General features: G+C 51.2%; 31 protein-coding genes and 1 tRNA gene. 16 read left to right on the forward strand and 16 right to left on the reverse strand.

All coding sequences use genetic code 11. The annotated features are described in order from the left end of the window. Positions 1-57: 57 nt before the first annotated feature. The gene (gene sbcB / locus MXF20_RS11135; RefSeq protein WP_325969370.1) at positions 58-1485 is read right to left on the reverse strand and encodes an exodeoxyribonuclease I; all 1428 of its coding nucleotides are present in this window, start codon (positions 1483-1485) and stop codon (positions 58-60) included. Between the two features lie 180 nt (positions 1486-1665). On the opposite strand from sbcB, the gene MXF20_RS11140 reads away from it, so the two are divergent. Together MXF20_RS11140 and MXF20_RS11145 are read left to right on the forward strand one after the other, a co-directional pair. Further along, the gene (locus MXF20_RS11140; RefSeq protein ID WP_325969458.1) at positions 1666-2847 is read left to right on the forward strand and encodes a tyrosine-type recombinase/integrase; all 1182 of its coding nucleotides are present in this window, start codon (positions 1666-1668) and stop codon (positions 2845-2847) included. Position 2848: 1 nt separating this feature from the next. Further along, complete coding sequence (locus MXF20_RS11145; protein ID WP_325969373.1) at positions 2849-3694, forward strand: hypothetical protein; 846 nt, start codon at positions 2849-2851, stop codon at positions 3692-3694. Here MXF20_RS11145 and MXF20_RS11150 read toward each other — a convergent pair. From MXF20_RS11150 to MXF20_RS11180, 7 genes are all read right to left on the reverse strand, one after another. Then, the gene (locus MXF20_RS11150; protein ID WP_325969375.1) at positions 3682-3870 is read right to left on the reverse strand and encodes an AlpA family transcriptional regulator; all 189 of its coding nucleotides are present in this window, start codon (positions 3868-3870) and stop codon (positions 3682-3684) included. The genes MXF20_RS11145 and MXF20_RS11150 overlap by 13 nt on opposite strands. Positions 3871-3944: 74 nt before the next feature. Beyond that, positions 3945-5120 carry a phage N-6-adenine-methyltransferase gene (locus tag MXF20_RS11155; RefSeq protein ID WP_325969377.1) on the reverse strand — a complete coding sequence of 392 codons (1176 nt, stop codon included), beginning with the start codon at positions 5118-5120 and terminating at the stop codon, positions 3945-3947. Continuing rightward, on the reverse strand, positions 5117-5239 hold the full coding sequence (locus MXF20_RS11160) for a hypothetical protein (protein ID WP_325969379.1): 123 nt from the start codon (positions 5237-5239) through the stop codon (positions 5117-5119). The genes MXF20_RS11155 and MXF20_RS11160 overlap by 4 nt, the downstream gene beginning before the upstream one ends. A 17-nt stretch (positions 5240-5256) precedes the next feature. Continuing rightward, on the reverse strand, positions 5257-6066 hold the full coding sequence (locus tag MXF20_RS11165; protein ID WP_325969380.1) for a hypothetical protein: 810 nt from the start codon (positions 6064-6066) through the stop codon (positions 5257-5259). 42 nt (positions 6067-6108) lie between these two features. After that, positions 6109-6801: a DUF4145 domain-containing protein gene (locus MXF20_RS11170; RefSeq protein WP_325969381.1), complete on the reverse strand. Its 693-nt coding sequence runs from the start codon at positions 6799-6801 to the stop codon at positions 6109-6111. 64 nt (positions 6802-6865) lie between these two features. Continuing rightward, positions 6866-7042 carry a hypothetical protein gene (locus MXF20_RS11175; protein ID WP_325969382.1) on the reverse strand — a complete coding sequence of 59 codons (177 nt, stop codon included), beginning with the start codon at positions 7040-7042 and terminating at the stop codon, positions 6866-6868. Beyond that, positions 7035-7565, reverse strand: coding sequence for an HD family hydrolase (locus MXF20_RS11180; RefSeq protein WP_325969383.1), 531 nt, complete (start codon positions 7563-7565; stop codon positions 7035-7037). Before MXF20_RS11180 ends, MXF20_RS11175 begins: the two co-directional genes overlap by 8 nt. 25 nt (positions 7566-7590) lie before the next feature. Between MXF20_RS11180 and MXF20_RS11185 the strand changes: the two genes are divergently transcribed. Continuing rightward, entirely contained in the window at positions 7591-8163 is a 573-nt protein-coding gene (locus MXF20_RS11185) for a hypothetical protein (RefSeq protein ID WP_325969385.1), read from the forward strand. A gap of 18 nt (positions 8164-8181) precedes the next feature. Here MXF20_RS11185 and MXF20_RS11190 read toward each other — a convergent pair whose 3' ends face one another. The 6 genes from MXF20_RS11190 to MXF20_RS11215 form a co-directional block, all read right to left on the reverse strand. Further along, a complete protein-coding gene (locus MXF20_RS11190) occupies positions 8182-8877 on the reverse strand; it encodes a hypothetical protein (RefSeq protein ID WP_325969390.1) in 696 nt (231 codons plus the stop codon). Continuing rightward, entirely contained in the window at positions 8877-9542 is a 666-nt protein-coding gene (locus MXF20_RS11195) for an ATP-binding protein (RefSeq protein ID WP_325969391.1), read from the reverse strand. Before MXF20_RS11195 ends, MXF20_RS11190 begins: the two co-directional genes overlap by 1 nt. A 1-nt stretch (position 9543) precedes the next feature. Then, complete coding sequence (gene exoX / locus MXF20_RS11200; RefSeq protein ID WP_325969393.1) at positions 9544-10218, reverse strand: exodeoxyribonuclease X; 675 nt, start codon at positions 10216-10218, stop codon at positions 9544-9546. After that, complete coding sequence (locus tag MXF20_RS11205; RefSeq protein WP_224481639.1) at positions 10187-10399, reverse strand: hypothetical protein; 213 nt, start codon at positions 10397-10399, stop codon at positions 10187-10189. Before MXF20_RS11205 ends, exoX begins: the two co-directional genes overlap by 32 nt. 121 nt (positions 10400-10520) lie before the next feature. Further along, positions 10521-10925, reverse strand: a complete 405-nt coding sequence (locus MXF20_RS11210) for a hypothetical protein (protein ID WP_325969398.1) — start codon at positions 10923-10925, stop codon at positions 10521-10523. 893 nt (positions 10926-11818) lie between these two features. Next, the gene (locus MXF20_RS11215; protein WP_325969399.1) at positions 11819-12508 is read right to left on the reverse strand and encodes a helix-turn-helix transcriptional regulator; all 690 of its coding nucleotides are present in this window, start codon (positions 12506-12508) and stop codon (positions 11819-11821) included. 99 nt (positions 12509-12607) lie between these two features. Between MXF20_RS11215 and MXF20_RS11220 the strand changes: the two genes are divergently transcribed. From MXF20_RS11220 to MXF20_RS11275, 12 genes are all read left to right on the forward strand, one after another. Then, positions 12608-12841: a helix-turn-helix domain-containing protein gene (locus MXF20_RS11220; protein ID WP_390950597.1), complete on the forward strand. Its 234-nt coding sequence runs from the start codon at positions 12608-12610 to the stop codon at positions 12839-12841. A gap of 79 nt (positions 12842-12920) precedes the next feature. Then, positions 12921-13223: a CII family transcriptional regulator gene (locus MXF20_RS11225; RefSeq protein WP_315313068.1), complete on the forward strand. Its 303-nt coding sequence runs from the start codon at positions 12921-12923 to the stop codon at positions 13221-13223. After that, a complete protein-coding gene (locus MXF20_RS11230; RefSeq protein ID WP_224481643.1) occupies positions 13216-13401 on the forward strand; it encodes a DUF4222 domain-containing protein in 186 nt (61 codons plus the stop codon). Before MXF20_RS11225 ends, MXF20_RS11230 begins: the two co-directional genes overlap by 8 nt. A gap of 209 nt (positions 13402-13610) precedes the next feature. Further along, entirely contained in the window at positions 13611-14660 is a 1050-nt protein-coding gene (locus MXF20_RS11235) for a replication protein (protein WP_325969404.1), read from the forward strand. Then, positions 14657-16039 carry a replicative DNA helicase gene (locus tag MXF20_RS11240; protein WP_325969406.1) on the forward strand — a complete coding sequence of 461 codons (1383 nt, stop codon included), beginning with the start codon at positions 14657-14659 and terminating at the stop codon, positions 16037-16039. Before MXF20_RS11235 ends, MXF20_RS11240 begins: the two co-directional genes overlap by 4 nt. A gap of 5 nt (positions 16040-16044) precedes the next feature. After that, positions 16045-16395, forward strand: a complete 351-nt coding sequence (locus MXF20_RS11245; protein WP_418936849.1) for a RusA family crossover junction endodeoxyribonuclease — start codon at positions 16045-16047, stop codon at positions 16393-16395. A gap of 36 nt (positions 16396-16431) precedes the next feature. Beyond that, positions 16432-17283 (forward strand): antitermination protein, encoded by an 852-nt coding sequence (locus MXF20_RS11250; protein ID WP_325969411.1) that lies wholly within the window; start codon positions 16432-16434, stop codon positions 17281-17283. A 516-nt stretch (positions 17284-17799) separates the two neighbouring features. Continuing rightward, positions 17800-17875: transfer RNA gene (locus MXF20_RS11255), tRNA-Thr, on the forward strand. Between the two features lie 254 nt (positions 17876-18129). After that, the gene (locus MXF20_RS11260; protein ID WP_325969415.1) at positions 18130-18369 is read left to right on the forward strand and encodes a phage holin; all 240 of its coding nucleotides are present in this window, start codon (positions 18130-18132) and stop codon (positions 18367-18369) included. Between the two features lie 2 nt (positions 18370-18371). Beyond that, a complete protein-coding gene (locus MXF20_RS11265; RefSeq protein ID WP_325969417.1) occupies positions 18372-18911 on the forward strand; it encodes a lysozyme in 540 nt (179 codons plus the stop codon). Beyond that, positions 18908-19447, forward strand: coding sequence for a hypothetical protein (locus MXF20_RS11270; protein WP_325969419.1), 540 nt, complete (start codon positions 18908-18910; stop codon positions 19445-19447). Before MXF20_RS11265 ends, MXF20_RS11270 begins: the two co-directional genes overlap by 4 nt. 61 nt (positions 19448-19508) lie before the next feature. Further along, positions 19509-19754: a hypothetical protein gene (locus MXF20_RS11275; protein ID WP_325969421.1), complete on the forward strand. Its 246-nt coding sequence runs from the start codon at positions 19509-19511 to the stop codon at positions 19752-19754. Between the two features lie 29 nt (positions 19755-19783). Here the strand turns inward: MXF20_RS11275 and MXF20_RS11280 are convergent, their stop codons facing one another. After that, positions 19784-20215 carry a hypothetical protein gene (locus tag MXF20_RS11280; RefSeq protein WP_325969424.1) on the reverse strand — a complete coding sequence of 144 codons (432 nt, stop codon included), beginning with the start codon at positions 20213-20215 and terminating at the stop codon, positions 19784-19786. A gap of 132 nt (positions 20216-20347) precedes the next feature. On the opposite strand from MXF20_RS11280, the gene MXF20_RS11285 reads away from it, so the two are divergent. Further along, positions 20348-21304 (forward strand): terminase small subunit, encoded by a 957-nt coding sequence (locus tag MXF20_RS11285; RefSeq protein WP_325969429.1) that lies wholly within the window; start codon positions 20348-20350, stop codon positions 21302-21304. Positions 21305-21564: 260 nt separating this feature from the next. Here MXF20_RS11285 and MXF20_RS11290 read toward each other — a convergent pair whose 3' ends face one another. Beyond that, entirely contained in the window at positions 21565-21768 is a 204-nt protein-coding gene (locus MXF20_RS11290; protein WP_325969432.1) for a HEAT repeat domain-containing protein, read from the reverse strand. Between the last annotated feature and the right edge of the window lie 11 nt (positions 21769-21779).

A 21779-nucleotide genomic window follows, 5' to 3' on the forward strand; every position in this document is an offset into this window, starting at 1 on the left:
CTCCCTCTCCCCGTGGGAGAGGGCCGGGGTGAGGGCATCAACCCGCACGAAACCCTGCTACGACACCAACTCCTGCGCATACAAATACAGCGCCTTCAGCTGCGCCATCTTCTCTGCATCATCCTCATGCAAACTGGCCAGCGACTCCAGCTCCAGCAAAAACGCCTGCACCCGCTCCGCATTAAGCTGCTCGCGGCGGTGCTGCAGCCAGCGCTGCTGCTCTTTATCATCCAGCGTGCCGGGGAAGTTGCGGGCGCGATAGCGGAACAGCAGCTTCGCGATACGCTTATCCTCAAAGGTCAAATCCAGCGCCGGCAGGTTCTGCGGCGGCGTCTGGCGCAGGATGTTCATGCCGGCGCGATCGGCGTCGCTGAAGAAGCCGTCATACAGCTGCGCGTCAACGTCATCCGACGGCGTAAACGGTTCCGCTTCGGCAAACAGCGTCACCACGTTTTCCCGCACTTCAGCATGCTGGCGCAGCAGTGCCAGATTCGCCAGGCAGTGCTGACGATCAATCCCCAGCCGTTCGGCATCTTCCGGGCGCAACGTGTTGGCCGGGGCCAGCACCGGGCACTTATTAATGTGCACCAGCTTAATTGGCACCGCCGGCAAATCGCCCAGATCGCTGTGCCGCGTATACAGCCGCTCGCGCAGCTCGTCCGGCGATAGCGTCAGCAGCGGCGTCATGTCGCCGGCCAGATCGGCCACGATCAGCGCGTTTTTGTTATCCGGATGCCACGCCAGCGGCACAATCCAGCTGGTGTTGCCGCGTGCTGCGCCGAACATGCCGGAAACGTGCACCAGTGGCTTCATCTGCGGAATATCAATCAGCGTCATCAGTTTCTGCTTGTTGCGATGGGTAAACAGAAACTCAAACAGCTTCGGCTGCTTCTCCTGCACCAGCTTTGCCATCGCCAGCGTGGCGTACACATCGGACATCGCATCGTGCGCCTGTTCGTGCGCCACGCCGTTGGCCTGAGTGAGATGCTCCAGCTTAAAGCTCGGGAAACCGTCGTCGTTCTCCGGCCAGACGATGCCTTCCGGGCGCAGCGCATAGCAGGCGCGCATCACGTCGAGCAGATCCCAGCGCGAATTGCCGTTCTGCCAGCTCCAGCCATACGGGTCGATGAAATTGCGATAGAAGATATTGCGTGTCACTTCGTCATCGAAGCGCACATTGTTGTAACCGATCACGCAGGTCTGCGGTTCGCTGAACAGGGCGTGAATGCGCTGAGCAAACTCAACTTCCGGCACGCCGCGCGCGTTCGCCACCTGCGGCGTGATACCGGTGATCATTACCGCTTCCGGCTGCGGCAGGTAATCGTCCGCGAGCTGGCAGTAAAACACCTGCGGTTCGCCCACGGCGTTAAAGGCTTTGTCGGTACGCAGGCCTGCAAATTGCGCCGGACGATCCAGCGACGGGCTTTTGCCGAAGGTTTCATAATCGTGGAAGAGGAAGGTAGGTTGTTCGGGATCGTTCTTCAAAGTTTATTTCCGTTCATTATTGTTCATTAACCCACTGAAACAGAAGCATTAACCTTTAATCTTCCGCCTTTAAACTACTGTATATGTTCACAGTTGTCCATTGATGTTCAAGTTTGTCCATGTAATATTGCGTACCATGTTTGTACCAAATCACTTTTTTACTGCGTACCAAATATTATTATGGCCTTGAGCGACACTAAACTACGTTCCATACATGGTAAACCATATTCGGGTGTGTCTGAAGTTTCGGATGCAGACGGCTTAAGCGCGCGCATTTCTCCCAAAGGGGTCATCCTTTTTCAATTCAGGTACCGATGGGCAGGAAAACCACAACGCCTTAGTCTTGGCCGATATCCGGCAATGTCATTGAAAGATGCTCGTATGCTGGTGGGCGAACTGCGACTGTTATATGACGGCGGCAAGGATCCGCGTTCTCACTTCGAAACTGTGACTGGTGACAGCCAGATGACCGTTGGCGAATGTCTCCGGTACTGGAAAGAGCAGTATGTTGAAGTGAACCTTCGTCCAAAGACTCAGGAGCTTTATCAATCGACCGTGCTAAAGCACCTAACTGGCGCTTTTCCCGGCAGGGCGATCGGTGACATCACCGTAAAGCAGTGGGTGGACTTTTTCGCAAAGGAAGAAAGGGAGAACCCGCGTCGCGCCCGCCAGTTGCTTTCTCAGGCGCGAACAGCAATTGGATGGTGTATCCGCCGACAGGTTATCGACAGCGCATCAATCATGCGAATCGCACCGCGAGATGTTGGCGTTCGTGCTGAAACCGGTAGTCGTGTGCTGACTTATACGGAGCTTGCTCAAATCTGGATAGCGATCGAGAGAAGCAGGGCGGCAACTTCGAATAAGCTGCTGCATCAGATGTTGATGCTTTGGGGCGCCAGGGTGTCGGAGTTGCGATTATCGGAACGGAAGGAATTTGATCTGCCTGAGGGAGTTTGGACGGTACCGAAGGAACACAGCAAAATGAACAACGTTATCCGGCGGCCTATCTTTGAACAGATAAAGCCGCTGCTTGAAAAGGCGATGGAAACGTATGATCAGATTCTGTTCCCCGGGGCGGACACGCGCGAGCCAATAACCATTTCTGCAGCTAACCGCTACATACTGAGGATCCGTGAAGGTCTGGACCTCGGTTACTGGCGCGCACATGATTTCCGCCGCACGCTGGTGACGAGATTGTCAGAGGAAGGAGTCGCGCCCCATGTTACTGAGAGGATGCTTGGGCATGAGTTGGGTGGGGTGATGGCTGTGTACAACAAGCATGACTGGATAGAAGATCAGCGTAAAGCTTACGAAATTCATGCCGATAAGTTATTTTGGCACATAAAAAAAAGCAAGGAGTGACATGAAAAAGGAATTGTTTTTGGCTGTTATTTTATTAATTGTTATTTCGGGTTCAGGTTATTCTTCGGAGAATATGGTTTGTTATACACCTAAAAAAACCATACCTGTAAAAAGTCAAACAAAAAAGAAAGATATCGCAAATGATATAAAGATAAATGACGACACAGATGAAAATAACAATTTAAATACTCAGGTGACTCAATTGATTGTCCAGCCCTTTCCCGGGAGTTGTGAAAAGAATAATGAAGCCAATAAAAAAGACGTTGAATCTACGAGTGACTTTTTTAAATTTATATTAGATTTGATTGTTAAGCTTATATCCAACCTTGCTTGGCCGATAGTGGTATTTGTTGTTTTACTAAAATTTAGAGATGAGATTTCACAACTAATTAAGAGGGTTAGAAAATTCTCCGTGGGAGGAAGTGAAGTTGAGATGAGTGACCTGCCTGATGTAGTAGATAACAACCAAATTGAAAATATAAGTCCAGATCAGCAAGTAAAAGCAAACCTTGATCCAAGAGGCAGTATCATCTCTGCGTGGTTAAACCTAGATGCTCAGCTTTATAAATTGTATCAACACTACAATTTAGATAAAGGCATCAGCATGAGTTCTTCAGTAAGGAGAAGTCGCGTCACTCCTGGCAGAATGTTGAATGATTTAATTAATGTGGGGGCCTTATCTCCAAATGAATATCCACTAATTAAGGATCTTCTTGCCATAAGAAATCGTGTTGCTCATGAAATTGACTTCGATGTATCTGAAGAGGATGTTGTAAAATACATTAGCTTGGCAAATGATTTGGAAGTTGCATTAAAAGTCAGGGCTGAAAGTGGCTATCGATATTGATTTATTCCCCCATTGATGATCCATGCTTCCACGGCGCTGAGCAAATAAGCTTTCGGATGGGTGCGTACCGGCTTTGGAAAGTTGTAGCACTCACAGTACTTCCACATGGTGGTGCGGGAAGTGATCTGCAATTTCTCCATCACCTCTTTTTCTTTGATAAGCGTTACTTCTGCCATGAATTACTCCTTCATAGTGTTGGAATATGACAACAAATTGGTTTATTCGGGTGGTATGTGACTGTATGGCAACATCAAGTGAATGAGGCGGTTTGGTTTTCAGTAACTGTGAGTGCAGTTCGGACTGTTGCCCGTAAAACCCTGATGTTGCCCAAGGCGGTGTGTTCAAACTGCTCTATGGTGTGGATGAAATCTGGCATGCTGATCTGGTATTTAGCGCGGCACTCATCCGCGACTTTGCCCAGTCGTTCCAGCAGTTCTTCGTGGCTATCAATATCGAAGCTGGCTTTAACCCACTCAGTCAGAATAATTGCATCTGCCTGCGCCTCAATAATCCTCACTGCTTTATCTACTGTCTCTTTGGGCACTGCAGTAAATTGAGGATCATTGATGCTGTCAGCAGCCCAAGTGTGTGCAAACTTTGACTGGCTGAAGGTGAAAGATGGAAGATCACCAAATGCCGCCGCTGCGCATGCCCACACTTCAAATCCACTCTCAGAGATGATCCGCTCTTTGGTCAGCGGCACTTCTGTTTCACAGATTTCCTGTTTTTCTGGTTCAGGCCCATCATCATCCTCTTGATCTGTTTCTGCTGTCGCAGTGATAAGCCTGCGTGCTGCGCGCTCTATCTGCTTCATAAAAGCGGCACCGCGTGCTTCCAAATCGTCGCGGTTGATGTAATCGAACGCTGGTCCGCGCCATTTCTTATCGAATACCGCGATCGCCGCGCCGAATCCGGCGGATGATTCAGCTGGCTGACCATCGGCTGGCCGGTACCAGGTTGGCAGGTCGAAACTGATGCGCCCGCGCACAAAGGCAATGTGATCCGCATCTTCCGGCCACCACACCTCACTAGTGGCCGCTTTTATGAGGAAGACGTAACGCCCACCCAGCTCGCGCATCGCCATTGTGTGAGCCATGATGTGACGCATCCCGGTGATGTAAACGTCATCGTGCATGCTGGCCCGGCTGTATGGCGGGTTTGCGTACGCTACGCCGTTAAGTTCCGCCAGGCGTTCTGACCAGTTCTGCGTCAGGGCATTATCTTCGGCGCTGTAATAGGCCTCGGTTTTGTTATTGTCGCGATCCGCAAACAGGTCGAGTACGAAAGGCCCATAAAGCGAATTGATGCCCCACCATAGACGGTCTGGCGAACGCCACTGATCACCAATCTGGTTCAGTTTGTGGGTAGGCTGGGAACGCAGCGCCTCAAGCGCCGCGCAATAAAGGTTGAGCTTAACCTCTGTCATTTAAGATATGCCTCAACGATTAGGGCTGCGATCAGCAGCGTGATCCAAAAGCCAGCAATGGCGGTGACTTCATAAAACGTCTGGTGGCGCGCGTAGTGCGCGCGGATGCGATTTTTCATGGCGTTAGTTGGGAGCCTTAAAAGTCGAAGCTGGCCTGCAGAGGCTCGCTGGATTTTTTCATTAGCCATTCGCTTACTGTTGGTGGATAAACGGTTTCGATAGCAGCGCGCATCACAGCTGTGCGCTCAAGCTTGTCAGTGACTTCTGGGAATCGTTTTTCAGTAAGAGGTACATTTACCGCTACGTTGGTTGAATCGGCGCTGGCGAATGGGTACATGCTTAAAACCCTGACATCAAGCATGCGCAGCCCATGCAATTTCACATCCATTTCCCGGGTGATATAGATTTCCCGGAATACCTCATCCATTCGTTTTTCCCATGGTTTTGTACGAATCATACGGTGAGGTCCACAACATCCGATCGCCACTCGCGGGAAAAGTGTTGCTAGCCTGATGAGGCGTTCAATGCTCTCGTCGGAATGCCAAACCGGAACGGCTTTTTCCATAAGCCAAGGGGGAACGCGCTTTATTAGCGCATCGTTTTCCGTTTCACTGCCCTCAATGACATCCGGTATCAAAAACCAACTGATTCGGCTAAACCAGCCACCAACAAAATCGTAATACTGGTTCCATACCGCATCCCAATCGACAACCTTCCTTGTCTTTTTTGCTTTGCTCCAGCGTGAAAATGCGCCGTTGTCGAGCCAGATTTGGCAGGGAATGTTCGCTATTTTTTTCATCTGCTCTGGCCGGGCAAATGAAACCAGGGAACATCCATCGCGGTAAAGTGCTTTGATTAACCAGTCAGTTGGCGTTTGCTTATCGCCCCAGATTGGGCCGCCGTGCCAGTGAACTGACATTTTGACCTCATATAAAGAAACCGCCATTTTTGGCGGTTTCTTAATGGATGGTTTGATGTAAGACAATAATTATTGTTGAGTAAAATGTTTTTTTGCCAAAGGAGAGTGGATGTATAATTGCTTCATTAGTAATTCAATAATTTCAAGAGAAACATATAGCTGTTCTTTACTAGGTTTGAACGATTCATGTGCTGACTTATTATATATCTTTCTTAAGGAGTGAAGTATTGCTTTGCTATCATTGCTTATTTTTCCGTTATTAAAAAGATTATCTATTTTCTTCTCAAGATTATCACCTGCGATATTTTCTTCCCTACAAATGGTCTCAATTAACCCGCGAATACCTATCCCAGCAATGGTAGGGCTTCCATTATTTATTGCATTGATAGTTTCGGAATAGAGATCTTGTAATGCTGAGGGAAGTTCATATGATTTATCAAAGACAACAAGTTGTTTTCTTTTGGGATAAAAATCATATGTGATAATTGGGTCAACACCACCAGAATGGTAATCGACTGCTTCGCTATCCCACGAAGAGAATCTCACAGAGGGAGACATGCAGCCTTGACATTGAATAATTTCAATGCGAGTGCTGGCATCCATGCTGTTATCATATTCGTCATCTGTATAATAACTTACAGAAAAAACTGCATTAGTCAAAACTTTGTGGTTAGTTTCTGAATTGCATTGATGACATTCAATTGACTGCATTATATTGTCGAGAATTTTTAATTTTGGTTCATCCCAGACGGTTCTTGACATAAACACCTCTTCTAATCATAGATAAATTTATTTAAACCCCTCATGTAAATTAAATATATACCTACTAAAGCAAGTCATCAATGCTATTAATATCATAAAATATTCTTGCTGCGCAGCGGCTGAAATGACCGTAATAATCGCCCTCGTCAAACTTGATTAGGGTGCCGCTGGCGCGCCGGTGGTGCATCCACATTAAAGCGCAGGAATCGACCGGAACGCCGCGGGCGCGGTTTTTAATCATGATTACCCCCGTTGAGATCGTAAAAACGCTGCAGAAAGAGAACGCGCGACTGCCGCGGATTAAGCGGAGAAAGAAGAAACGCCGCTGGCTCTACACCTTCGAGAACCGGCCATGGTGTGCCGTCATCTAAATCGAGGTCGCGGCGTTCGGTGGCCAGCATAATCAGGTCAGCCTCTTTCACCTCAGCGCTCATGTGCGCTGGCAGGCCAAACTTACCGGCGATCGTTTTTTCAACCGAACCGATGCGCTCGCGATAATCTGGCAGCAGCTGTTTCAGCGGTGCGAAAATGTCGTTGCAGTAAGCCTCAGCCGCGTCGTGCAGCAACGCCTCCAGCGCGAACTCAGGCGGTACCAGATAACTGACGTGAACCGAGTGCTGCGCCACGCTGTAAAAGTCCTGAACGTGGCCAGTGAAGCGGCACAGGTTAGACAGGGCGCAGGCGATATCTTCAATACAGATGGCATCAGCTGACAGGTTGTTGAAGTCGAAGCGCATTCCTGATTGTGTAATAATCCAACACATTATCTGTCCTCAATAAGGGAATAAAATGGGTGAACGCTTTCTTGAATGGTTACGCTGGGCAGTGCAGCAAGTAGGAGATGGTTATTTCGGTTTTTCTGAAAGGGTCTATTGCTATGAGCTTTATCACCTTATAAGAGTGAGGATGCATATTTACGAAAGACAAAATGGGCCGTTGAGAGAAATTTTCCTTCATTCTGAACTTGTTAAAAGAATAATTACTCGGGAGCAAGCTGACTTCTATGAAGTGCGTCCATTAGGTGAGCAAAGGATTCCTGATTTCATATTCCACACTCCCAATAATTTTAATAACCAAGTAGCCACAATGGAAGTCAAAGTGGCTACACTATACGCTGCTGATTTATATGACGATCTTCGAAAGCTCACTGATATGGCAGAGCGTTATCAATATCAGCTGGCTATTTTTCATTGTATTAATAATCCGAGAGAAAGATTGTTAAGTTTATTAAGTGAGATTGAAGATGAATGGGCTAATCTGAATCCCGGAATAATCATTTTATTACGTGAGAACTATTATTCTCGTGTTCAACAGACAACCTTGGGTGCAATGATTGATGAAATTATTCAGGGCCGAAATTAACCCTGAATATTACCACTTTTAGAAGGGTATATCATCGTCGAAATCCGGCTGCGGTTGCTGCTGCATACCACGGCCGCCGGCATTTTGCGCCAGCCGCGAGGTATTGCCTGTGCCACCAGTCTGCGGGCCTCCCAACATTGATCGCGGCTGATTTGCCTGTGTATGTGCCATGCCACTGTGGGTATGCGGCTGGCGTTCATCCCGATCTGAAAGCGTAGTCAGCAGCTTATCTACCGCTTCAGCGGGTAGATTCTCCATCGCCTCTTTGTAGGTCTTGCGGGTCTTTGTGCCAAAGGCCTGGCGAATCTCAAATTTATAGCCATCACCGCCATCGCCTTTGGTGTAGAGCACCTTCTGCAGGACAAACCCGATAGGCTTACCGTCAAGCTCGCGGCAATGCATTTCCGGACCGCTCTCGCCCTGAACCTCAGTAGCAAACAGCTGTTTGGTGTTGGTGAGGCCCATGATGGCGTTGATCATCGCAGTGCCCCCCTTTAGCGGGGCGCCATCACGGCCAATGTATGAAATGCGCAGGTAATTAATGGCGCCCACGTCCGCATCCATTGAGAGCTCAATCGACTGCGACTGCGAATCGCGGCCATTGGTAAACAGCGCGGTGCGGATGTTGCCCGTATACGCGCCGGTTTCAGTGGCGCCACCCGGACCAGAGGTTTTTGCTGAGTCCGGATCGAAGATGAAGATAGGGTTTTGCATTATGCGGTAGCTCCGTCATTGAGTTCGTAATAGTCCCGGATCGCCGCGTCGACGGCGTTCAGGTCGTTGTCGATCTGAAATTGCTCAAAGAGACCGATCGGCGATTTAACCGGGTCAGTGCCATCAGACTGCGTGGTGAAGTAGTAGCGACCATCCGTCACGCCGGTGCGCAGGGCAATGCTGAACATGCCCTCAACTGTGATTTTCTCGTCCAGCATCTTGCCAATGGTTTTCATCTTGATGCGGCCGGCGGGCGTTTCTTCGGTATGCGCGAGGAAATAAACAATCAGGTCATCTTCGGCTGCCTGCGCCGCGCGGATCACATCCCATGCGCCGCCGCCAATTTCAGTGAACTTCTCGAACGATTTTTCACTGCGGCGCCGCATGAACTGGTTGCCCATCACGTATTGGAAATCGTCGACCACGACAAACTTTTTACCGGCGCGCCGCGCATGGCTGATGATCAGCAAAATATCGCCAGGCACATCGGTGAAGAAAACATTCCCGGTTTTCGCGGCAAAATCGCGTGGCTTCCAGCCGCTGGATTTGAAGGGCAGACGCTTATTTTCCGGGTTGATCAGGAAGCCATGATCGGGATTTAGATGCATCAGGCTGGCCGATTTGCCTGAACCTGAGTCACCCAAAATTAGGACCGGGATACCCATATCAGCCTCCTTGCTGCAGATGATGTTGCATAGTGAATGTCTGGTCTTCATCCAGTTCCATATTTCCCAGCGCCCAGCGTAGATAGCCGGGATCTTTGGCGGCTATCTCTTCGAACGTTTTGCCCTTGTGCTTACCGAAACGCATAGCATGCAGCAGGGAAGGGCGCGCGGAGATGTCGCGCATCTGGGCGATCGTAAAACGTGCTTCACGGTTCAGGCGCAGCAGCAGCGCAGCCGTGACATAACAGTCATAAAGCGCGCGGTGCGCGTGTAGTTGTTCCGGCACTTCGACATCAAGCATGAAGTGATAGCGCAGGTACTGGTTCGAATGGCTTTCCAGCTCTGTATAGAGCTTCCGCGCCAGCTTGAGCGTGCAGATCCAGGGGCCCGTGATTTGCGGCAGCTTGGGGCGGTCAAACGCGGCATTGTGCGCGACATAAACAGATGCGCCCAGATAGCGGCCAATCACGTTATCAATCGGCAGCGCGTCGGCGACCATTGCATCGGTGATGTGGTGTACTGCCATCGCAGCGGTAGTGATTGGCTCAGGCGGCTTAACGAAGTCGCTCATCGGGTTACACAGCGTGCCATCGACAATATCGATGCTGGCAATCTCACACACGGCGCCTTCAAAGCTGGTGGTTTCAGTGTCGATCACGCGAATAACTGCAGACATTCAGGGCTCCTGTTCGGGCGTCGGCGTTCGCATCGCGCTGCGCAAGCTGGTTTGCCAGCTGCTGCAGGTCCGCCGGGGTTAAGTGGTTTTGTTCGCATATGGCGAGGACGGTGCTCATCGCGAGATTGCGCATTGCTTCGCTGATAGCGAAATCGGTCGGGATAATGGTTTCTACATCCATCCGGCGCACATCCCTGCAACGACAAGCGCGGCTACAATGACCGGTACCAGCCAGTGGCGGCGGCGCGGGTGAAAATCGGCGCCAGTCAGGCGGTGGCGAAACTGCAGGCGTTCAATGGGGCTCATGAATAGTTTCTCCGTTTAACTCCCAGGCGGCTCGCCGGGACGCGAATTGATTGCTGATAGCGGTGTGCGCACTGGCTGTCTGCGCAGAAAATTTTGTTTTCGGTGCGGTTCCAGAACTGGATTAAGCGAAGGGCTGTATCACCGGGGCGCCGGAAGCGGCCGCAGTAATCGCACAGCTCTGAATCGATGAATTCGGTACCGGACTGCAAAACTACCCACTCGCTGAACCGCCGGTGCTGGCCATCCTCATCAATGAAGTTGATGAATGTGTCATCGACGCCTTTGTAATCCGCCTCAATGCTGCAGCCGTTGAAAATCACGCTCTGGTTACCGATACGGATCGGCGTTCCGATGGGCAGTTCGCCGAGGCGCTGCCGCGTCAGTTTGGGGATGATGTGCATGGGATTTCCTCGGTTAGCTGATCCGCAGTCAAAAAAATGCCCCCGAGGCGGGGGCTAAAGACTACACACAGCATTTAGTGGGTGTGGCGCCAGGCGCTGATCTTCTGGTTGTCTCTGTTGACTGCAATTCACCACAACGGTCAGAGCACTCTGAACTTCAACCAGGCGACCCCTCAAGGCTTTACTCTCCGGGTTTTCAGCCCCGCTTGGCGAAAGTGCTCTTACCTGTTGTGTGCCGGGATGATGCCCGGCTTATCCACCGCCTTTACTTTTAAGCCCAACATGTAGCTGCGGTACTCCGGGCTTGCCCTGGTCAGGCGCTAATCCTGCTGAGACGGGGCCAATGCTGCGCAAAACTCGTCAAAACTTAATACCTCATCGCCTTCACTCAGGCTTTCGAAGTAGGCTTCATATGCTTCATCCATCATCAATTTCCTCTTTCGCTGAAATGGTCAGTTCGTTTTGATGCTGCGCCCGAAGCGTGCTATCAGCCTAAGTCCCGGCGGAGCCGTCCGGCTATGACTGCCTCACTGCCTATGGGCGCAGCTCAAAAGAAACTGAATCACCACACTGTCCGCCGCATGCCTGGGATGCCTTAGCCCCGTAGAGCCAGGGGATGCCAGGGTGCTGAGTTCGGGCCTCTCGGCCGCCAGCGCGGTGATATCTGGTTCGATTGTTAAAGAGCGTCAGCGCTCAGCGTTGGTCTGCGTCGTGCTGTGAGGTGAATATATTGCGTCACACGCATATGCGTCAAGCGCATATTTTAGGGTGGGAGATTTCATCAGGTTGGTTTTTATTTAACCTTTTGAATCGAAGAGAATTAAAATTTGTGATTTTTTTGCGATAGGCACAAAAAAGCCCGCATAAGCGGGCTGAACGGTTGAGCGGATGGTTTAACCGTGACGGCGGAACTGCTGCGATTGACTCAGCATAACGCGTCCAGATACATGGAGCATTTCGGCTTCTTCAGGGTTGATGGTCCATTCACGATATTTAGTGTTGTCAGAGATGACGAGCAGGTCGGCTTTCACTTTTTGCAAGCGCTTAACATAAGTATCCCCATTAAAATCAAATACATATATACCATCCCCATCAAAGTAATTGACGCGTTGGTCTACAAATATCAGATCTCCGGGTTCGATTGTCCCCTGCATGCTATCGCCGCGAACGTTGATGAGCTTAACCATTTCCTGAGGTGCGGAGCCGAATATCAGCTTCGCTTGTTCGGGATCATATTCAATAGATCTAATGACTTCCACCACATCCCTAGATGGTGAACCATTTCCGGCGCTGGCGGATATTTCAAGCACATCAACCCTATATACATCATCCCTCCTCGCATTAGTTAGCGAAACAACACTGTATGAATCCACAGTATCATTTACATCATTGGATGAAAATAGGTCGGAAGTTGGCACCTGAAGCGCAGCGGCAATTTTTTTTAGTTGCGCATCACTGTAACCCTGTTTACCGCGCTCTAAGCGCGACAGGTTCCCCACATCGCTGTCCGCCAGCAATGCCAGTTCATTAAGGGTCATTTTTTTCGCCTTGCGGATTTGGCGAATTTTTTCTCCAACGTTCATTGGTCCATTTGAAACCATTTATGCGTCACTCGCAAAGCGTGTTGCGCAAATTATGCGGATGCAATAATATGCGTACAGCGCATTAAATGAGGGCGTAATATGCAAAATATGCGAACACCGCTGCGAAGAATGCGTGAAGCGAATGGGCTCACCATCAGTGAGGTCGCGCTGGCTGTACAGATCGATGTCGGAAACCTGAGTCGCATTGAACGCGGCATCCAGGTCACCTCTATCGAAACCGCCGAAAAAATATCTCGTTACTTCCAGGGGAAGATCAGCGAGATGCAGATTCTTTATCCGCAGCGGTACATCCAGCAAACCAAAACTGAGTGAAGGGCATTCATTCCACTGCGAATGCTCCAGCAGTGCTGGAGCGCCTGTTCAATAAAAAGTCGATAAAGGAAAAATATCAATGGATTCAAACACAACGTCACGCAACAAAGCGCGTGATATCGAAAGCGAGATTGTCAGCCGCATCGCCGCTCAGGGGGTGACGGCAGTTGCGAAGAAACTCGGGGTTGATAAATCCCAGGTGAGCCGCTGGCAAAGCCGCGGCGGTCTGGTCGAGAAGGCCAGCTGCTTACTGGCGGCCATAGGCTATGAGCAGCCGGCCGGAATGGTGATCTTCAAAGGGGATGAGACTGGGCAGCTGGCGCAATGCCTGATTGGCATGCTGGACCATCTCCGCACACAGGGCGGGGAAACGGGTGAATGAAAGATTCGTTCAGACCAGTAAAAAGTACCGCGATCGTCGCGGCATCGTTGTTCACGTCCTCGGTTACGACAGACAGGAACGGCGTGTGCTGTTCAGGCGCCCGGATTATCCGCACGAGTGCTGCGTACCGAAGTGGTATTTCGAGAGGTATTTCAGGGAGTTTGAAGGGGAAGGCTGAACAGCGGGAACTGATCAGCCTGATACAGCGTTGCTTTGGGAAAGCGAGGTCAATTATGCGACAGAAACGCCGTAAACCGCAAGCAGAAACCACTGTACATAAAGACATGGTGCGCAATCAGCTTGTGCGCCAGTACGCGCCCGGCGTCGGGCCGCGCCTTCGTGATGCACTTGAGCATGCTAAGCAGCTGCAGCGCGAGGGTGATGGCCATGAGTAATACCGCCGAGATCATCAATTTCAACGCTCACAAAGAGCGTGAGGAGCAGCGCGTGGCCGATACCGATGATGGGTATTCCAGGCTGGCCAACATGCTGCTGGAAGAATATGCCGGTGCCGATTTAACGAAGCGCCAGTTTAAAGTGCTGCTGGCTGTTCTGCGGCTAACCTATGGATGGAATAAAAAAATGGACCGCATCAGCGATTCGCAGATCGCCAGTATCGCCAAACTCCCCGTTAAGCGCTGCAACGAAGCCAAGCTGCAACTGGTTTCAATGAAAATTCTGATCCAGCAGGGTCGCCAGTTTGGGCCCAATAAAAACGTCTCTGAATGGCGTATCCCTCAAAATGAGGGAGAATCCCCCAAATCAGGGGATAAAAAACCCCTCAATTTAGGGGAGCGTTATCCCTCAAAACAGGGGGACACCAAAGACATTATTCCAAAGACAGTAAATACAGATCCCCCTAAATCCCCTAGGGGGGAGTTTTCGGAAGAAGTTTTATCACAGGCAAAACAGGTCTTGGAGTATTACAACCAGGTAACAGGCTCTGCCTGCCGCTCTGCAGAAGCCTTTGCCGTTTTACTTACACAACGCAGTGCACGTGATGCCTACACCGTCGCGGACCTGCAGCTGGTGATCCGCTGGGTAGCCCAGACGTGGAAGCGCCGCAACGATACCGTGGCCAAGCCGGCCAACATCTGCCGGGTGAACCGCTTCGATGGTTACCTGGCCGACGCGACTGTCTGGAGCCAGAACGCCGTTGATATCGACTGCGCTGCTGTGGTCGATGCGTGGAATGAAATCACGGCAGGCCGTCTGGCCGCTGCAGAACTTGACCGCGATCGTGAAAACGCTATCCGTGCGCTGGTGGGCCACATGACGAAAAAGGACGTTGAGGCGTTCCGCAAATATTTCAGCGCGTTCATGGCTGATGCGCGAGATTTCCACTTTGGCGGCCCGGATGGTACCGGCTGGCGCGCCAGCTTCGATTACCTGATGCAGCCAAGAACACTGCGCGCGGTACGGGAGGGCACACTGTGATTGATTTGTATGTCGAAGCCAGTGTGTGTGGCGCATTGCTGATTGGCGGCCTGACTCCTGATGCACAGGACGTACTCAGCACCGTTCATCCTGAGGCGTTTTCGCACCCGTTTTATCAGCGGCTTTACCGGGAGATTCGACGTCATGCGAGCCATCACAAGATGATCGACTCGCTGCTGGTGGCTGAATCCATGGGTGATGAGCCTGGAACGTTTGCTGATGTGATGGAAGCTGCCAAATCAACGCCTACGGCGCGCAACATCAAGGGTTACGCTAAAAAACTCAATGAAATGTACTGCATCCGCAGTTTTACGCGGCTGATGGAAGAGAACTACGACAGCATTACCCGGGCGGTAAACAGCGAGCGCGCGCTGGAAAGCATCCAGGAGTTTACGCGGCAGTTGTCCGTAATCAACCGGCCGGCCGATGAAGTAGTACCGCAACGGATCGGCGAGCTGCTCGATGGTTATATGGACGTTCTTGAGAAGCGCGTCAGTGACGGGGACGAATCCTACACAGTGAAAACCGGCATTGAACCTCTCGATGACATTACCGGTGGCCTGAATGAAACCGACCTGATCATCATCGCGGCGCGGCCAGGTATGGGGAAAACCGAGCTGGCACTGAAGATTTCCGAAGCGGTGGCAAATCGTTCTGTGACACTCGGTAGCGAGCAGGTTAAGCGCGGCGTGCTGATCTTCAGCATGGAAATGCAGGGGCAGCAGATTGTCGAGCGCCAGCTGGCCAACGCCTCAAGTGTATCCGTTTCGATGCTGCGCAAAGCGAACCACCTCAACGACGAGGACTGGGGCCGCATCTCCATGGGCATTCAGCGCCTGGCAAACCTCGATGTCTGGGTGGTGGACGCGACGAACCTCACCATCGAACAGATCCGCGCTGTGGCCACGCGCCATAAAAATCGCTATCCCGGCACTTCGCTCATCATGGCTGACTATCTGCAGCTCATCGAAAAGCCGATCGCAGAGCGTAACGATCTGGCCGTTGGCGCAGTTTCGCGCGGTCTGAAGGTGATGGCCATGGAGCTGAAAACGCCTGTTGTCTGTCTGAGCCAGCTGTCGCGCGACGTAGAGAAGAGACCGAATAAGCGCCCGGTTAATGCGGATCTGCGCGACAGCGGAAGCATAGAGCAGGATGCGGACGGCATCTGGTTCATCTATCGCGACGGTGTATACAACCCTGACAGCCCGGCATCAGACATCGCGGAGATCATCGTCGGTAAAAACCGCCATGGGCCGCAGGGTGTTGCCTACCAGAAATTTTACAACGGCCATTTCAAGGACATCGACCAGATGGAAGCCGCTCAGCTTGCACACGAACGCCCGGCGCGCGGCGAGGCCACTAAGAGGAGAGACTTTTGAACCAGATGTATGACATCACGCCGCTGGGCAAGCCCCGGCAGACGAATCGCGATCGGTGGGCGCAGCGTCCGGCGGTTATGCGTTACCGCGCATTTAAAGACGAGGTGCGTCTCCGCGGTGTAATGCTGCCGGAAAGCGGCTGCCGGATCACGTTTGTTATTCCCATGCCCGACAGCTGGAGCAAGAAGAAGCGGGCAGAGCACGTCGGGCGGCCGCACCAGCAAAAACCTGACGTCGATAACCTGCATAAGGCGCTGATGGATGCCGTGTTTGAAGATGACAGCGCGGTGTGGGATGCGCGGATCACCAAAATATGGGGAGAGAGGGGGCAGATACGCATTGAGAGCATTGCCTGAACGGGAACCACAACTGATTACGACAGGAGAATCACCATGAACCTCGAAAACTCCATTAAATTTTTTGCGCCTAAGTCGCCTCAGTTAAGCGATTCTCCACGGGCTACGGCCAGTGACAGCCACACCATTACGGATGTGATGGCATCCTTTGGTCTCACTGAAGCGCAGGCACGCTTCGGTTTTGAGCTGTTTCTGTCAAAGCACGGCGTAACGAGTAGTGACCGCGCCGTGGAGATGCTTACTGATTTTGGCGTTAAAGAGTCGGCGCGCTACCGGGCGATCACCGAACTCGCTGAAGAGACTAAACGTGGACTGGTGCAATTGCTCGCAACGTTCGCGTACCAGGATTATTCGCGCAGTGCTGCCAGCACGCGTACCTGCCCCTGCTGCAATGGCACCGGCTTCAGGGAGGCGGAAGTGTTCAGCACTAAGGCGCACACGCCTTTTGTTGCCAGGGAGGTGATGAGAACCTCAATCCGCTGGGGCGTGAAAGATGTCATTCCGTCCAGCTATGAGGTTAAACGCGATGTGCGAGAGGTTGTCCGGGCGCTTTGTTCATCCTGCGGAGGGAAAGGAGTGATCAGCAACGCCTGCCGCTGCCACGGCAAAGGCCTGGTGCTCGATAAAGAGCAGAGCAATCTGCAGGGCGTGCCTGTGATGAAAACCTGCCCGAAGTGTACAGGGCGGGGCTATGCGCGGCTGCCGTCTGAGGTGGTGCGCCGCGCGGTAGGATTTGCCGTCATGACTGTCAGTGAGCCGACCTGGCGCCGCAGCTTTAAACCGTTCTATGAGCTGTTGGTTATCCAGTGCCACCGGGAAGAATCGCATGCTGATCAGATGCTACAGCGCGTCACCAGCAACCGCGGCGTAAACACTTTTTCAGGTTAAGATAAATCCGATGTATTGACGCCGTGACGAAAATGGCCCAATATCTCGCCAATGATGGGATTTCTGTGTGCTGTTCATCAGCAGAGAAATCGGTCAGTTGCAAAAAAATGAGAATAATTAAAAGCGCCCGCGGCCTCACCAGCCTGCGGGCGTTTTTGTATTCTTGACATCAGGAAAGTGATTTTGTAAAAAAATAGTCGCCTGACGTGATCAGTTCATTGGTCCAATCATTCCTCTCATGTCAGGCCGGAAGCCCCGTCACTATGATGGGGCTTTTTGTTTATTCGTGATTCAGATAGAACTTTATTCGAGCTCTTGCTTAAGAATATTCCTATTATTTATAATAGGCTTAATGCGGTGAATCCCCCTATGCGGAGGGGTGGAATCCGGATAAGCCTAAGGCTTGATATGTCGCACGGGATGGACTTTTTCGGGTTTGCTATCTCACCGGGAGGCACCCGGCACCGCAGATAAAGATTTACCAGGCGCTGCATTGGCAGCGCCTTTTTTATACTCGCCAGTTTAGCTCAGATGGCAGAGCGCATGATTTGTAATCAGGATGTCGTGGGTTCGAAACCTGCAACCGGCACCATATTCTAAACCTAGCCTTCGAGCTGGGTTTTTTCGTTTTCGCCCCTGCTAATCGACGTGACTTTATGAATTCCCCTGTGTGGCAGCGGGCGACTTTTCTGCATAAAAAAATTCGCACTCAGGTGGATATTTTCTGCTGCTACCCAACGGCGCAAGGCGGGGCTTCTCTCTCGACAAGATGAAGCTTAACCGGGCTTGTCCTGTTCAATATTTAGACAATTCCTATTTGGACAAGTCCCCTATGGTGGGGTGGATATGAAAATTATGCCTGACAAAATTGCTTCCGCAGTGAGCTACTGCGTATCTGGAACACTTGTTTGTGGAGGCAGTGTGTCGCAATGGATACATGACCTCGACTGGAACAAGATTGCAGTAATCAGCGGTATCGTAATCGGTATCGCTACGTTCTTCACAAACGTCTACTTCCAACGCCGGCAGACCAGAGCTATTGAGAAGGCGGCTTATGAAGGCAGGACTGTTGTTCGCGGAGAATAGCCATGGCGATATCACCGCAGGCAAAGAGCCGCCTCAGTAAAGCCGTAATCGCTCTCATCCTATCAGGTGCCGGGGCATCGACAATTCTCGATCAGTTCCTGGATGAAAAGGAAGGTAACAGACTTCAGGCTTATCAGGATGGATCGGGAATATGGACCATCTGTCGCGGTGTAACGTCGGTGAATGGTGTTCGCGTTTTGCCTGGCATGCAAATGACCGCTGAGCAGTGCGAAAGGGTTAACCGCATAGAGCAGGAAAAGGCCATTGCGTGGGTTAAAAGCAATGTCCGCGTCCCGCTTACGCAGCCGCAGATTGCCGGCATCGCTTCCTTTTGCCCTTACAACATTGGGCCAGGCAAATGCTTCCCATCAACTTTTTACCGAAAGCTTAACGCCGGTGACCGTAAAGGCGCATGTGCAGCGATTAAGAGCTGGATATTTGACGGGGGCAGAGACTGCCGTATTCGTTCGAACGGGTGTTATGGCCAGATAGTGCGTCGGGACCAGGAATCAGAGCTGACCTGCTGGGGATTGGATGAATGATATTAAGTCGCATCAAATGGGATGCAGTTGCCATCGCAGTTCTTCTGCTGGTGGTCATAGCGCTCTGCGTCACGGTAAAGCTGCAGTCATCCTCGAAAGCGCTTTTGTTGCAGCAAAATGCCCAGCTTACGCAGGAAGGCGCCACCCAAAGCGCAGTAATCGCCACCCAGTCATTCCAGTTCAACCGGTTTAACACTATTGCCTCAGCAGCGCAGCAAAGCGCAACAAGCAGCCAGGCCGATTCAGAGGAGAGGGAAATTGAATACCGAAAAATCCTTGTCACTGAAAAAACCTGTGATCTGCCTGTTCCTGCTGCTATCGCTGGCCGGCTGCTCGACTACGCGAACCGTTTACGTGCCAGTGCAATGCGTAAAGATACCAGAGACGTTAACCAGCCCAGTGATACCACCACTGCCGCCGGCGCGCTGACTTACTGCCAGGCCGTTCTCTGGATCGACCCGTTGCTGACCACTATAGAGAGCGCAAACGGCAAGTTAGCCGCCATCAGGCAAATCGAACTGGAACGGCAAAAATGACCAAATTCCTGACCTGGCTGAAAAGCCTGTTTATCCATCCCAAAGAAGAGAGAGCAACCAAATGTCTGAGCCATTAACTGACGCCAGCACCGGCACAGGAACCACCGTACAGCAGACTGAAACCGCACTGCCGGCTACCCTCCATCAGCCCTCGGCAGCACCGGCTGAACCAGCTACCCCTGCAGCAGAAGTGAAAGAGGGCGTTCACGACTTCGAAGCAGCACTTTATTTTGTAGAGAGCGGTGTACTTCAGTTGGGTGCATCGGCGAAAGACGAGCTGAAGGCACTGGCGAAGAAATACCTGTAAAAAAAGGCGCATGGATGCGCCCTGAGTTTTTAATAAAAAAGCTTATTGTCGTAGGCTGCTTTTGTTATGCGCTCAAAAATTTTAAAGGCGAGGTTACCCTCGTTGTAATTCAATACCTCCCCAGAGTCGATATCACCAACAAAGATGATCCCATCATCATCAATCAGCATGGTGAGAACGTCTTGGGTTTCATCGTTTTGATCGTGTTTAAACGTCCACTTTAGGAACATTTTTGTATCGCGGAATACAAAGCGGTAGGTGCCTTTAAGGGTGATAGCTAACTCTGCATAGGTGATGACCTGCTCATTTTCATCACCTGAGAATTTTAAAATTTTCCTCAATAATCCCCTTTGCTCATAGTCTTCAGCCATTTCTTTGATGGTGGCCGTGTAAGCTCTGGCTAGAGATGGGGCATTTATCTCAAGAGCATTGCTGATTATGTGCATATTGAAAGCGGTCATATTCAATCCTTTTAAATTTCGGAAAAAATGGGGAAATTCAAAAAAACACCAAAGGCGGATTGAGTATTGAGCATATAAAAGCCGCTATGCAACCCCTTATTTCGTTACTCACTTCTGGCACTAGGAGTAAACATGGCAAAACCGGACTGGGGGAGCCTCCAACAACGGTTCCTGTCCGAGCATGCCAAAACCGGTATATCCCCCAAAGACTGGTGCGAAGCGCAGGAACTGAATTACTCATCTGCGCGCCGGTACATTAAAAAGCCGTCTGCGCAGCAATCTGCGCGTGAACCACTGCGCAAAAGTGCGCCTGCGCAGCGCATGTTTAGCGCAAATGCGCAGGCAGAAGCGCACGAAATTGATTTGCGCAGCTATGACCTGAACGATATGCAGATCCGGTTCGTTGAGGAGTATCTCATCGACCTGAACCGGACAGCAGCATATAAGCGCGCTGGCTATAAGGGGGAGGGCAATACAGCATACGTCAACGCCTCCCGGCTGCTAAGAAATGCTAAGGTCGCCGCTGCTGTGCGTGATGCGATGGATGCCCGCGCACGGCGCACGCAGATCACTCAGGACGCAGTGTTGCAATGGTGGTGGGACATAGCGACCGCCGATGCTACACAGTTGACCGAGCTGCACCGCTACTGTTGCCGTTACTGCTGGGGCTTCGGCCACAACTATCAGTGGCGGGATATGGTCGAGTTCGAAGAGAAGCGCATGGAGGCGATCGAGAAAAAGCAGCGGCCACCGGTGGACACCGGCGGTTATGGCTATGATGCGCTTGTCGACCCAAACCCTGAATGCCCTCGCTGTAATGGTCTTGGACTGAGCCGCCCGGTTTTTCATGACACACGTGATGCGTCTGGCGCTGCGCGCCGGCTGTTCGCCGGTATCAAAGAGGGTAAATTCGGGCTTGAAATCATCACCCGTGATCAGGATGAGGCGCTTAAGATGGTCGCCCAACATCTCGGAATGCTGAAGAGCAAAACCGAAATAAGCGGGCCTGAGGGTGGCCCAATTCAGACCGAGCAGGTTTCGCTGTCATCAGAGGAGGCGGCGGAGCTTTACCGCAAGATGATGGGGTAACTGGTGAAAACAGCGATTTCGTCATGTTTTAGGGCTATGCATTTTCGAGCCTGTTTTATGCACCGTTTATGCAGTCCGTTTTCAGCTTTTCCCTAATGAATTCATCATGAAATACGCCTTTGGCAGCTAACTGCGCGTGAGTGCTGTTTCGCCAGTGCGGGTAACACCCCTTATGTTAAATAGGGGGGGGGAAATTAATTGAGATCTGTAGATTATTGCGTTGAGGATTAAAAGCTGGCTCGGAAGCCAGCTTACTTAAATCATTTTTTACCTATGCGGGCTAAAGCTATAGCTGCTGCTGATCTTACTTCGGCTGAGCTATCATCGGACAATTGAAGGAGTCTGTCAGTTATTTCATCTGTTTTATAACCACTTTCACCAAAAGCAGTTGCGGCAGCGGCCCTAACCTGAGCAGAACTATCATAGGTCATTTGCATTAACCTGTTCTCAATTCTTTTTTCCATTTTACCTCTCC

The organism is Pantoea dispersa (assembly GCF_035783935.1).
GTDB classification, from domain to species: domain Bacteria; phylum Pseudomonadota; class Gammaproteobacteria; order Enterobacterales; family Enterobacteriaceae; genus Pantoea; species Pantoea dispersa_C.

Excerpts from the sequence above, each read along its gene's own strand:
- MXF20_RS11245 (WP_418936849.1), top strand. The coding sequence starts at position 16,045 with ATGTATGACATCACGCCGCTGGGCAAGCCCCGGCAGACGAATCGCGAT.
- MXF20_RS11265 (WP_325969417.1), top strand. The coding sequence starts at position 18,372 with ATGGCGATATCACCGCAGGCAAAGAGCCGCCTCAGTAAAGCCGTAATC.
- MXF20_RS11275 (WP_325969421.1), top strand. The coding sequence starts at position 19,509 with ATGTCTGAGCCATTAACTGACGCCAGCACCGGCACAGGAACCACCGTA.
- MXF20_RS11145 (WP_325969373.1), top strand. The coding sequence starts at position 2,849 with ATGAAAAAGGAATTGTTTTTGGCTGTTATTTTATTAATTGTTATTTCG.
- MXF20_RS11235 (WP_325969404.1), top strand. The coding sequence starts at position 13,611 with ATGAGTAATACCGCCGAGATCATCAATTTCAACGCTCACAAAGAGCGT.
- MXF20_RS11150 (WP_325969375.1), bottom strand. The coding sequence starts at position 3,870 with ATGGCAGAAGTAACGCTTATCAAAGAAAAAGAGGTGATGGAGAAATTG.
- MXF20_RS11205 (WP_224481639.1), bottom strand. The coding sequence starts at position 10,399 with ATGGATGTAGAAACCATTATCCCGACCGATTTCGCTATCAGCGAAGCA.
- MXF20_RS11190 (WP_325969390.1), bottom strand. The coding sequence starts at position 8,877 with ATGCAAAACCCTATCTTCATCTTCGATCCGGACTCAGCAAAAACCTCT.
- MXF20_RS11175 (WP_325969382.1), bottom strand. The coding sequence starts at position 7,042 with ATGATTAAAAACCGCGCCCGCGGCGTTCCGGTCGATTCCTGCGCTTTA.
- MXF20_RS11250 (WP_325969411.1), top strand. The coding sequence starts at position 16,432 with ATGAACCTCGAAAACTCCATTAAATTTTTTGCGCCTAAGTCGCCTCAG.
- MXF20_RS11220 (WP_390950597.1), top strand. The coding sequence starts at position 12,608 with ATGCAAAATATGCGAACACCGCTGCGAAGAATGCGTGAAGCGAATGGG.
- MXF20_RS11285 (WP_325969429.1), top strand. The coding sequence starts at position 20,348 with ATGGCAAAACCGGACTGGGGGAGCCTCCAACAACGGTTCCTGTCCGAG.
- MXF20_RS11185 (WP_325969385.1), top strand. The coding sequence starts at position 7,591 with ATGGGTGAACGCTTTCTTGAATGGTTACGCTGGGCAGTGCAGCAAGTA.
- MXF20_RS11160 (WP_325969379.1), bottom strand. The coding sequence starts at position 5,239 with ATGAAAAATCGCATCCGCGCGCACTACGCGCGCCACCAGACGTTTTAT.
- MXF20_RS11270 (WP_325969419.1), top strand. The coding sequence starts at position 18,908 with ATGATATTAAGTCGCATCAAATGGGATGCAGTTGCCATCGCAGTTCTT.
- MXF20_RS11260 (WP_325969415.1), top strand. The coding sequence starts at position 18,130 with ATGAAAATTATGCCTGACAAAATTGCTTCCGCAGTGAGCTACTGCGTA.
- MXF20_RS11290 (WP_325969432.1), bottom strand. The coding sequence starts at position 21,768 with ATGGAAAAAAGAATTGAGAACAGGTTAATGCAAATGACCTATGATAGT.
- MXF20_RS11210 (WP_325969398.1), bottom strand. The coding sequence starts at position 10,925 with ATGCACATCATCCCCAAACTGACGCGGCAGCGCCTCGGCGAACTGCCC.
- MXF20_RS11170 (WP_325969381.1), bottom strand. The coding sequence starts at position 6,801 with ATGTCAAGAACCGTCTGGGATGAACCAAAATTAAAAATTCTCGACAAT.
- MXF20_RS11140 (WP_325969458.1), top strand. The coding sequence starts at position 1,666 with ATGGCCTTGAGCGACACTAAACTACGTTCCATACATGGTAAACCATAT.
- exoX (WP_325969393.1), bottom strand. The coding sequence starts at position 10,218 with ATGTCTGCAGTTATTCGCGTGATCGACACTGAAACCACCAGCTTTGAA.
- MXF20_RS11165 (WP_325969380.1), bottom strand. The coding sequence starts at position 6,066 with ATGGCGGTTTCTTTATATGAGGTCAAAATGTCAGTTCACTGGCACGGC.
- MXF20_RS11215 (WP_325969399.1), bottom strand. The coding sequence starts at position 12,508 with ATGAACGTTGGAGAAAAAATTCGCCAAATCCGCAAGGCGAAAAAAATG.
- MXF20_RS11155 (WP_325969377.1), bottom strand. The coding sequence starts at position 5,120 with ATGACAGAGGTTAAGCTCAACCTTTATTGCGCGGCGCTTGAGGCGCTG.
- MXF20_RS11225 (WP_315313068.1), top strand. The coding sequence starts at position 12,921 with ATGGATTCAAACACAACGTCACGCAACAAAGCGCGTGATATCGAAAGC.
- MXF20_RS11280 (WP_325969424.1), bottom strand. The coding sequence starts at position 20,215 with ATGACCGCTTTCAATATGCACATAATCAGCAATGCTCTTGAGATAAAT.
- MXF20_RS11195 (WP_325969391.1), bottom strand. The coding sequence starts at position 9,542 with ATGGGTATCCCGGTCCTAATTTTGGGTGACTCAGGTTCAGGCAAATCG.
- MXF20_RS11180 (WP_325969383.1), bottom strand. The coding sequence starts at position 7,565 with ATGTGTTGGATTATTACACAATCAGGAATGCGCTTCGACTTCAACAAC.